The sequence below is a fragment of the Nocardia sp. NPDC020380 genome (assembly GCF_044386975.1).
Taxonomy (GTDB): Bacteria; Actinomycetota; Actinomycetes; order Mycobacteriales; family Mycobacteriaceae; genus Nocardia.
Map to the genome: position 1 here is coordinate 112,434 of NZ_JBIRVQ010000012.1, position 10,668 is coordinate 123,101.

Annotated in this window: 9 protein-coding genes; 3 read left to right on the forward strand and 6 right to left on the reverse strand. The window is 67.8% G+C overall.

What is annotated here, in order from left to right:
• Nucleotides 1–40: 40 nt before the first annotated feature.
• On the reverse strand, nt 41–454 hold the full coding sequence (locus tag ACH438_RS31225) for a hypothetical protein (RefSeq protein ID WP_397011707.1): 414 nt from the start codon (nt 452–454) through the stop codon (nt 41–43).
• 28 nt (nt 455–482) lie between these two features.
• Between ACH438_RS31225 and ACH438_RS31230 the strand changes: the two genes are divergently transcribed.
• Together ACH438_RS31230 and ACH438_RS31235 are read left to right on the forward strand one after the other, a co-directional pair.
• A complete protein-coding gene (locus tag ACH438_RS31230; protein WP_397011709.1) occupies nt 483–743 on the forward strand; it encodes a TetR-like C-terminal domain-containing protein in 261 nt (86 codons plus the stop codon).
• 68 nt (nt 744–811) lie between these two features.
• Entirely contained in the window at nt 812–2,077 is a 1,266-nt protein-coding gene (locus ACH438_RS31235; RefSeq protein WP_397011711.1) for an MFS transporter, read from the forward strand.
• A 75-nt stretch (nt 2,078–2,152) separates the two neighbouring features.
• Here ACH438_RS31235 and ACH438_RS31240 read toward each other — a convergent pair whose 3' ends face one another.
• The 5 genes from ACH438_RS31240 to ACH438_RS31260 form a co-directional block, all read right to left on the reverse strand.
• Nucleotides 2,153–2,932: a hypothetical protein gene (locus tag ACH438_RS31240; RefSeq protein ID WP_397011713.1), complete on the reverse strand. Its 780-nt coding sequence runs from the start codon at nt 2,930–2,932 to the stop codon at nt 2,153–2,155.
• Between the two features lie 209 nt (nt 2,933–3,141).
• The gene (locus ACH438_RS31245; protein WP_397011715.1) at nt 3,142–4,083 is read right to left on the reverse strand and encodes a hypothetical protein; all 942 of its coding nucleotides are present in this window, start codon (nt 4,081–4,083) and stop codon (nt 3,142–3,144) included.
• Between the two features lie 129 nt (nt 4,084–4,212).
• A complete protein-coding gene (locus ACH438_RS31250) occupies nt 4,213–5,661 on the reverse strand; it encodes an NAD(P)/FAD-dependent oxidoreductase (protein WP_397011717.1) in 1,449 nt (482 codons plus the stop codon).
• 185 nt (nt 5,662–5,846) lie between these two features.
• Nucleotides 5,847–6,725, reverse strand: a complete 879-nt coding sequence (locus tag ACH438_RS31255; RefSeq protein WP_397011719.1) for a tat pathway signal sequence — start codon at nt 6,723–6,725, stop codon at nt 5,847–5,849.
• Nucleotides 6,726–6,833: 108 nt separating this feature from the next.
• On the reverse strand, nt 6,834–7,019 hold the full coding sequence (locus ACH438_RS31260; protein ID WP_397011721.1) for a hypothetical protein: 186 nt from the start codon (nt 7,017–7,019) through the stop codon (nt 6,834–6,836).
• Nucleotides 7,020–7,218: 199 nt separating this feature from the next.
• On the opposite strand from ACH438_RS31260, the gene recC reads away from it, so the two are divergent.
• A complete protein-coding gene (recC, locus tag ACH438_RS31265; protein WP_397011723.1) occupies nt 7,219–10,542 on the forward strand; it encodes an exodeoxyribonuclease V subunit gamma in 3,324 nt (1,107 codons plus the stop codon).
• The last annotated feature ends 126 nt before the right edge of the window (nt 10,543–10,668 follow it).

Sequence of the window (10,668 nt, forward strand, 5' to 3'; positions counted from 1 at the left end):
GCGCCGCCGATATTCGCGGCTCCGGCTGTGGTTCCTCGATTCAGGCGAGTGCGGGGGAGCCGGACGGATCGGATGCCTCCCGGACGGTCAGGACTGCGATGGCGCCGGCGGCGAGCACGCTCAGCGCGGCAATGAGATAGGCGACGCCGTAGCCGTGTGCCAGCGATTCGGCCATGCCGCCGCCGCGATGGCGGGTGGCGGTGGCGGCGATGGTGCCGAAGACGGCCAATCCCAGACTGCTGCCGACCTGTTGGCAGGTATTGATCACTGCGGAGGAGATCCCGGAAGTGGCCTCGTCGGTGCGCACGACCGCGGCCAGTGTCAAAGGTACGAACGACAGGCCGACGCCTGCACCGGTGAGTAAGAGTGGACCTGCCAGTCCGCTCAGGAAGGTGGTGGTGCCGCCGAGACGTGAGAGCCAGCCCAATCCGGCCGCGAGGGCGACCGCGCCCACCGCCAGGGCCGGACGCGGGCCGAACCGGGTGACCAGGGATCCGGCCTTCGCACAGCTGAAAAAGGCGCTCTATGAGGCCGGTTCGGGTGGCTTCCGGTCCCTTCTCGACACGGCCCGCACCCGTGGCGACCTGCCGCCGGGCACCGATATCGACCTGGTCATCGATCAGCTGGCCGGACCCCTCGTCTTCCGGAAGCTGCTGGCCGGCAGGGATTTCGACGCGAGCTTCGTCGAGGCGGTCGTCGATGGGGTGTGCCGATTCCACGGTGTGGGAAATAAGGCGGAATAGCCGGTGCGGGTCTTACGGTTTCGTAACCGGGTGGTTGGTGTCATGAGTGAGTGAAGGAATTGCCGTCGATGTCGATGCATGGTGAGGTGCGGGGGACAGGCCCCGTCGCGGCGATACCGCTGCACGAACAACCGCTGGGCCGGGCGCACTACCGGCTCGTCGCGCTGGTCGGGATGGGGTTGTTCTTCGACCTCTACGAGTTGTTCCTGGCCGGAACGATCACCGGCGTGCTCAAGCAGCAGCTGCACCTGTCCACCTACGAGCTGAGCGGCATTCTCGCCTCGGCGTTCGTGGGCCAGTTCCTGGGCGCGCTGGTGCTGGGCCGGTTGTCGGATGTGTACGGGCGCCGGCGAATGTACATGGTGAATATCGCTGTGTACGCGGGATTCACGCTGCTGGGCGCGTTCAGCCCGAATGTCTGGTTCCTGATGGTGACGCGGTTCCTGGCGGGTCTGGGCATCGGCGCGGAGATGACGCTGTCCGACACCTACCTGTCGGAGATGATGCCCGCCAAGGTGCGCGGCCGGATGATCGCCATCGCGTACACGATCGGTTTCCTCGCGGTGCCGGCGGTCGGATTCCTGGCGCGCTGGCTGGTGCCGTTGCATCCGTTCGGGGTGACGGGCTGGCGCTGGCTGTTCGTGCTCGGCGGTCTGGGTGCGGCCCTGGTGGTCGTGGCGCGGCGGCAGATGCCGGAATCGGAACAGTGGCTGGCGCATCGCGAGCAGCGCCCGCAGCGGGTGCCGTTCGCGGAGATCCTGCGGCGGCCCTTCCGCGGTCGCACCACCTTGTTCTCGGTGGTGATGATCCTGCAGGTGTTCGGCTACTACGGTTTCGGCACGCTGGCCGTACTGGTGTTGCAGAGCAAGGGGTTCACGGTGGTGAACTCGCTGAGCTATCTGGCCGTCACGTATCTGGGCTATCCGCTCGGTTCGCTGCTGGCGGTGCCGCTCATGGAACGCGTCGAGCGCAAGTATCTGGTGATGGGCAGCGCGGCGCTGATGGCCGTGTTCGGCTTGGTGTTCGGGGTGGCGAGCTCGGTGCCGCTCATCCTGCTCTCCGGCGGCCTGTTCACCATGGCCAGCAATGTGTTCTCCAATGCGATCCACACGTATCTGCCGGAGTCGTTCCCGGCGAGCGTGCGCGGTACCGCCTCGGGTGCGACCTACGCGATGTCGAAGCTGAGTACCGCGGTGCAGCCGTTCCTGTTGCTGCCGTTGCTGAATCGGCACGGTTCGGGCCCGGTGTTCGCGGTGATCACCGTGGCGCTGCTGGTGATGGTGGCGCTGATCGGCGTATGGGGTCCGATATCGGGCCGTAAACCGCTCGAGTGACGGGAACCGGCTCTCACCCCCGGTTCCCGTCACACGACGAACTTTCGGCGAAAACTGCTGCCGGGCAGCGGTTATCTAGTCGCCGACGACGCGCGGTGGCGCGTTGAAGGCGTTCACCGCACCGACGGCCGCACCGACCGCGGCTCCGGCGATGGCTGCGGGCACGGCGATGACGCCCGCACCCATGGCCGCTCCCAGTGCCGGACCGGCGACCAGTCCGACCGGCACGAATCCGGCGCCGACGACCAGGCCCAGGATGCCGCCGACGGCGGCCGAGGTGAGCTCGATCGGGGCCGCCGTGGCGGCGCCGGCGACCGCGCCCATGGCCGCGGTGCCGATGGTCTGACCCGCGATGCGGTCGGACCGGCTGCGCTCCATTCCGACCGAGTCGAGGAAGGTGGCGAGATTCGCCTCGACCTGAGCGGAATTGTCATTGATCTGGATCGCTTGTTCCTTGTTGATCCAGTCCGGTGCCGGGACCGACACATCGCCGAACCGGAACTGACCGGGCGGCGGGGCGATCGGGGGCACGGCCGGCACCGGCAGCGGCGCATGCAGCGCGCCGACGGGTGCCAGGTACTTCTTGTCCGGGGCGGGACGCGACCATTGGATGGAACTGTCGGTGTTGCCCGGAATGTGCAGGCCCTCGTAGGGATTCACATTGGGTGCACCCGCAGCGGGCCACTGCTGCTGAGGTGCGTCGTCGTGCTGCGTCACCGGATTCGCGTCTGCCGGAGCGGCATTGGCGGTGCCTTGTCCGATGATCGCCAAGACTAGCGGAACGGCGCCCGCCGCAACCACATTGCCGACTTTGTTGCGATGTGGGTTGAGGGCTCGGTGCTTACCTGCGGCCATAGAGGGCCTTTCTTCCGGGGAACATTCGACGCCCGACATTCGGACCCGTCGGTCAGCTGGATGGGTCCTGTCCCGGAAGACCGAATTGCATTGAAATTGCCGAAGATTAGCCTCGTGATCTTCCCCGTAGACGACCGAGGCCGGAACCCCTGGTGAGGAGTCCCGGCCCCGGCAGATCGTGAATCACCCAGCCGTAGCTGCCATCTGGATCAGCCGGCGTTGGCTGCTCCGCCCGGTGCGCCCGGAGTGGCCGGAGCCATGACTCCGTTCGCCGCGCCCACTGCCGCGCCGATGCCGGCGCCGATGGTGCCCGCGGCGCCGCCGATGAGCCCGACGGCCGCGCTGGCGCCGACGGCCGGCCCGAAGACCCAGCCGGCCGGTGCGAACGGCGTGCCCGCCATGGCGCCGACGAAGCCGCCCATGAGCGCGCCGGCCACCTCGAGCGGGGCCGCGGCCCCGACGCCGATGGCCGCGCCCTGGGCGGCGGTGCCGATGGTGGTCGCGGCAATGCGATCCGAACGGCTCGGCTGGAAGCCCGCCGAGTCGAGGGTGCGGGCGACCTCGGCCTCCGCGCCCGCGGAGAGCGCGTTGACCTTCGAAGCCTGATCGGGGGTGAGGAAATTCGGGATGTCGACCTGGGTGTCGCCGAAGCGCAGCTTGCCCTCGGGCGCGGCGATGGGCGCCACGTCCGGGACCGACATCGGGTCGGGCGCGTGCAGCGCCTTCACATCGACCGGGGCGAGGGGCGCGTTCGGAATATCGCGCACGCCGACGGTCGAGTTGCGGGCGACGTGGGTGAGCGGCACCTGCACGGTGCTCACATCGGTGGCGTCGGCCATGGGAGTCGCGTCGGCGGCGGTCGCGCCGAGGTAGGACGTCACCCCGTTGGTCATGTTCGACGGGACGGGGACGTTCAGGTCGCCGAAGGGCGTCTGCACGACCATCGGCTGCTGCTGGCCCGGCTGCTGATTCGGGCCGGGCTGGTTCTCGACGACGGCCGGCTGCTGCTGGCCCTCATCGCTGGTGACCGGTTCCGCGGCAGCGGTTCCCGCACTGGCGAGCGCTGCGACCAGCGGCAACGCACCGGCGACCGCGAGGGACCCGATGCGCCGCCGGGGCGAAAACCGATCGACCGGTTGGCATTTGCCCATGAATGACCTTTCTCTCGAATGTCAACGGATGTCGAACATTCGGATCCGGTCGGTGTGCCGGATTGGTCGGGTCAACCGTTGGACCGGACCGGGGTCAGAGCATGGGTGTCGTTAGGGGATCGGTGCGGGTCAGCCCGCGCGCTGTTCGGTGGAACTGCCCGGTTTTTCGTTCGCCACGGATTTGCCGTTCCCCGAAGAGGATTCGCTGCCGATCTGCTTGGCGAGCTGGCGCGCTTCGTCCGGATCGTCCAGCGCCTCCAGCGCGAGCCGCGCGAACACCCACTGCTCGGTGGCCGCCATCTGGCCGCGGTGCCGGCCCAGGAAGGACACGAACCACTCCAGCACGGTCACGAAGCGCGAGCGGAAGCCGACCAGGTACCACAGGTGCAGGCCCAGCCACGCCAGCCAGGCGATGAAACCGCTGAACTCGAGCTTGCCGACCTGGCACACCGCATTGAAGCGGGAGACCGTGGCCATCGAGCCCTTGTCGAAGTACTTGAACGGCTTGCGTTCCTCTGGCTTGTGCCCGGCGATGCCGTCCTTGATGGCCTTGGCCGCGTACGTGCCGCCCTGGATCGCGCCCTGCGCCTGCCCGGGCACGCCCGGCACCGACATCAGGTCGCCGACCACGAAGACGTTCGGGTAGCCCTTGATGGTCAGGTCCTGCTCGACGATCACGCGGCCGGCGCGATCGGTCTCGGTGCCCTTGGACTTCTCGGCCAGGATCTTGCCCAGCTCGCTGGCCTGCACACCGGCCGACCAGACCTTGCAAGCGGATTCGATGCGCCGCTCGGAACCGTCCTTGGCGTCCTTGATGGTGACGCCGCGCGCGTCGACATTGGTGACGATGGCATTGAGCTGGATCTCGACGCCCATCTTCTCCAGCCGCTGCTTGGCCTTGGTGCCGAGCTTGGGGCCCATCGGCGCCAGCACCGCGCCCGCGCCCTCGACGAGAATGACGCGCGCGTCGCGGGTGTCGATATTGCGGAAGCTGCCGTCCAGGGTGCGGTCGGCGAGTTCGGCGATCTGCCCGGCCAATTCGACGCCGGTGGGGCCCGCGCCCACGACCACGAAGGTCATGAACCGATCGCGGGTCTCGGGATCGGTGGCCAGTTCGGCCTCTTCGAAGGAGCCGAGGATGCGCGCGCGTAGTTCGAGCGCGTCGTCGATGGTCTTCATGCCGGGGGCGTAGGTGGCGAAGTGGTCGTTGCCGAAGTACGACTGCTGCGCGCCCGCGGCCACGATGAGGCTGTCGAACGGGGTGTAGTAGTCCTGGTTGAGCAGCCGGGAGGTGACGGTGCCGTTCTCGACGTCGATATCGGTGACCTCACCCATGATGACCCGCACGTTCTTCTGCTTGCGCAGCACGATGCGGGTGGCGGGCGCGATCTCGCCGACGGAGAGGATGCCGGTGGCGACCTGGTACAGCAGCGGCTGGAACAGGTGTGTGGAGGTCTTGGAAACGAGGGTGATGTCCACATCGGCCTTGCGCAGGTGCTTGCAGGCGAACAGTCCACCGAACCCGGACCCGATCACCACTACGCGGTGGCGTTGTGCGACGGAATTATCGGCGTTCATCTAGTCCCTGCTCCTAGCCAGACGGTGGGAATATCGGCACATCACGCCCAAGAGTAGTTGGACGTGCGGCGAGACGACCAATCAGGACCAATCGGAGACCGAACGTTCAGTTGTTTCTTCGAAAATACAATATGGGCGGCCGTGCAGCGGGGATTAGCGCGACCGCCCTGTCCGATACACCGGAATCAGCGGCCGGCGAACAGCATCTGGGCGACCTTGGTGGTGGTCTCCTCGCCGTCGGTGTAGCTGCCGTTGGGGCCCTGGTCGGTCATGATGGCGAGGGTGTAGCGCTCGCCGGGGCCGGCGAAGCCGACCGAGTTGACGACCCAGCCGCCCTGTTCGTCGGACCAGCCGTTCTTCAGGCCGGGGCTCATGGAGGCGCCCGCGCCCCAGACGCCCCAGTGTTGGTTGGTGTCGACCTTGCGCATGCGGTCGAGCAGGTAGGCCTTGTCGTCGGGGTGCATGCGGTTGAGGACGTTGTCCATCAGCCGGTCCAGGTCGGCGGGGGCGCACTTCTGGAAGCCCCAGTCCGGGAACAGTTTCATCTGCTCGACGGAGGTGGTGGGCGGGTACGGGGTCAGCCCGGTCATGCCGTTGGCGTGGAAGGCGTTCTCGAAGGCCATGCGGTCGATGCCGGAATACTTGTTCCAGAGCGCGTCGGCGGCATCGTCGTTCGAGGTTGCCAGCATGGACTCCATGAGCGCGCGATCGTCGGGGCCCAATTGGATGGCTCCGACGCGAGCGCGGTTCAGCAGATCCTCCGCGATTGCCAGTTTGATGGTGGACGCGGTCCAGAACGTGGTGTCGGCGTTCGCATTTCGATACATTCCGCCGGTGACGCGGTCACGCACAACATAACCGGTCACACCGGGCCGGCCGGCGACATAGTTGTCGACCGCGGCGATGCGATTGCTCAGGTCGGCATCGAATCCGGCGATTGTGCTCTGGGTGTGCACCGGAAAGGCGCCGGCAATCGGCGCGAAGGCCGGAGCGGCGGGAATCAGCGCCGTGGCGGCGAGGACACTTGCGGAGGTGGCCACGCGCCGGGCCATCGAGGAACGCACGAGGGATCACAATAGACAGGCAAGTGCCCGATATGCACGTCTTGAGGTCGGCGTGGTCGTGTGTTATCGAATCGACACTGTCCCAGCGGGATTCGCAGCACCCCGGAATCAGCGGAACGCGGCCCGTAGTTCCTCGATACTGCGACCGTTGAGGCGATAGCAGTGTTCGAATGCTTCGGTGTGCCGATCGCGTGGCCAGGACTTGAGTACCACCGCGCGGCCGTAGTGCCGTGAGTTGACGAGCTCCCACCGGTCTCCGACCCGGCGGACGGTGAAACCGCCTCTGGGCACCATGGGAAGCACCGACGCAGACATGGACCCCAAACCAGCCTTTCCTAGCAACAAGCGAGCCCCGCGAAAAGCACTGTCGCATACCACATGCGAATTTCAGAGTGACGCGCCCTAGCAAATCGCGGGCATGTGGCGGGCGTCACCCGGCGAGCCGAAGTGCTCGGTGTTTGCATGTCGTTCGCCAACTGTATAAACACAGCTCGTGCACATTCACCGGGCCGAGCGAGCGGACACGCTCGCCGCCGCGCTGGCCGAGCTGCTCGCCGACCCGCTCGGTGATCCGTTCACTCCGGAAGTGGTCGCGGTTCCGGCCAAGGGGATCGAGCGCTGGCTGAATCAGCGGCTGGCCTCGGTGCTCGGTGCGGGGGCGAACGGTGACGGCGTGTCCGCCAATATCGATTTCGCCGATCCCGCGGCGCTGGTGTCGGCGGTGCTGGCGGAGGCGACCGGGATCGATCCGGAGCGGGATCCGTGGGCGCCCGAGCGTTCGGTGTGGACGCTGCTGCCGGTGCTGGACTCGGTGCTCGGCGAGTCGTGGAGCGGGGTGCTGGCAAGGCATCTGGGCAACGGTGATCCGCGCGGCCATCGGGTGGGGCGGCGGTATGCGACGGCTGCCCGGATTGCGTCGTTGTTCGATAGTTATGGTGCGCAACGCCCCGCCATGATTACGGACTGGGCGGCCGGTAATGACACCGATGGCGCGGGACACGAACTGCCCGAGGATCTGCGCTGGCAACCGCTGCTGTGGCGGCGACTGCGCGCGGCCGTCGGCGTGGCGAGCCCGGCCGAACGACTCACCGCCGCGTGTGCGCGCGTGCGGGCCGAGCCCGCGGCAGTGGCGCTGCCCGAGCGCATTTCGCTGTTCGGCGTCACCCGATTGACGACCGACCAGTTGGAAGTGTTGTCGGCACTGTCCGTCGGCCGCCAGGTACACCTGTGGCTGGTGCATCCCAGTCCCGCCCTGTGGACCAAACTGGCCGACGCCGAGGTCATCCCGAATTCCGGTGTGCGCGTACGGCATCCGCTACTGGCAGCGCTGGGCCGGGACGTGCGGGAACTGCAGCAACGGCTGGCGGGCTACGACCACATCGACACCTATCACCCACGCCCGGACACCGTCGCCCCGCGCACCCTGCTGTCGGAGTTGCAGGCCGCCATCCGGCAGGACCGATGGTCGCTCATGCCGGAATCGGTGCTGGCAGACGGCAGTATCACCGTGCATTCCTGCCACGGTCCGGCGCGGCAGGTGGAAGTGCTGCGCGACAGCCTGCTCGCGATCTTCGCCGCCGACCCCACCCTGGAACCGCGCGATGTCGTGGTCATGTGCCCGGATGTCGAGCGGTACGCGCCCTTGGTGCGCGCCGCCTTCGGGCAGTGGTCCCTCGATGGCGCCGAACCCGGGCATCCCGCACACGGGCTGCGGGTGCGGCTGGCCGACCGCGCACAGCGCGCGGTGAACCCGCTGCTGGACGTGATCGCAACGCTGCTGGAACTCGCCGACGGCCGGGTGACGGCCACCGAAGTGCTGGATCTCTGTGCGGCCGAACCGGTTCGGCAGCGCTGCGGATTCGACGACGACGATATCGAGCGGTTGCGCGACTGGGCCGCCGAAACCGGTGCGCGGTGGGGGATCGGGCAGCGGCAGCGACAGGCGTTCGGCCTCGGCGACTTCGCGCAGAACACCTTGAATGCCGCGGTGGATCGCATTCTGCTCGGCGTGGCCGCCGGCGAATCCAGTGAGGACTGGCTGGATCTGGTGCTGCCACTCGACGATGTGGACAGCAATGACATCGATGTGGCCGGGCGCTTCGCGGAATTCGTGGACCGGCTCGCAGTGTGCCTGCGCGATCTGCGCGGGCCCACCCTCGACGAACCGGCGGGCACCGCACGACCCGCCGACGAATGGGCGGCGGTACTGGGCCGCGCCCTCGATCTGCTCACCGATGTGCCCGTGACACAGGGCTGGATGGGCGTGCAGGCACGGCGGGAGCTCGCGGCGGCACTCGAGTTCTCGGGGCAGACGCCCTTGCGGCTCAGCGATATTGCGGCCCTGCTGTCGGCGCGCCTGTCGGGGCGGGCCTCGCGCGCCAACTTCCGCACCGGCGAGCTGACCGTGTGCACCATGGTGCCGATGCGGTCGGTGCCGCACCGGGTGGTGGTGCTGCTCGGCCTCGACGACGAGGTGTTCCCGCGCGCCGGCGGCGTGGACGGTGACGATGTGCTGGCGCGGCATCGCTGCCCGGGGGATCGGGATCCGCGCAGTGAGGATCGGCAGCTGCTGCTGGATGCCATCATGGCGACGGGGGAGCGATTGGTATTGCTGCACACCGGATCCGATCCGGTCAGCGGTGCGCATCGCCCGCCCGCGATTCCGCTGGCCGAGGTGCTCGACACGGTGCGCGCGCATGTGGGTGCGGACGCCATGGACCGCGTGATCACGCGACATCCGTTGCAGCCCTTCGATCGCCGCAACTTCGATGCCGAGAAACCGTTCAGTTTCGACAGTGTCGCGCTGGCCGGCGCCCTCGCCGCCGCGCGTACGCCCGAGCCGCGCCCACCTTTCCTGGCCGCGCCGTTGCCCGCTACCGAGCGTGGCGATGTGGAACTGTCCGATCTGGTCGCTTTTGCCGAGCATCCGGTGCGCGCATTCCTGTGGCAGCGCTTGGGCATTCGCGTGCCCGAGGAAGAAGAGGAGATCGCCGACCGGCTGCCCATCGAACTCGACGGGCTCACCAAATGGAATATGGGCGAGCGCATGCTGGGTGCGCGGCTCACCGGCGTCGACCCGAATGTGCTGCGCGCGGCCGAATGGCGGCGCGGCACGCTGCCGCCGTTCGGGCTGGGTGCGGCGGTGCTGGACGAGGTGGAGTCCACGGTGGACCGGCTGGTCCGGGTGGCACAGCCCATGCACGAAATCCCGGCCCGCACGATCGATATCGCGGTGGATCTCGGCGACGGGCGTCGCCTCACCGGCACGGTGCCGGATGTGCACGATGACGCGTTGTTGCGGACTACCTATTCGCGGCTGGCGCCCAAGCATCGGGTGGCGGCGTGGGTGCGGCTGCTGGCGCTGGCCGCTACCGGCGATCATCAGAGTTGGCGGGCCGTCACCATCGGGCGCGGCAAGATGAATCGGCCCGCGTGGCAGTCCACGTTGAAGTCGCCGAATGCGCCGTTGGCGCGCACCCTGTTGCGAGATCTGGTGGATCTGCGTGATCTCGGATTGTCCGAGGCGCTTCCGATCGCTCCGGCGGCTTCAGCCACGTACGCCGAACGCCGTTTGTCCGGTGCTACGCCCGAGGATGCGCTGCTCGCCGCCGAACACGAATTCGACGGCGGCAAGGACGGTCCGGGCCGTTTCGGTGAACACACCGACCGGTATCTGCGTTATGTTCTCGGTCCCGCCCCGCGGTTCCATCAGCTCACCGAGGCGTCCGCCGACGCCGGGGAACCGACCCGTTTCGGCGCCTTGGCGTGCCGCCTCTGGAATCCGTTGCTCACCAACGAGAATCAGAGCCAGCCGTGAGGACGGCGAGAAGATGCCGGCTCGTCGACCACCTGCCTTGCTCACGGGCTTTCACATGCCTTGTTCGGCCGGGCACCGAGAGGGAGAACACGCGATGACAGACGACCTGTTCTCCCTGACCGACGC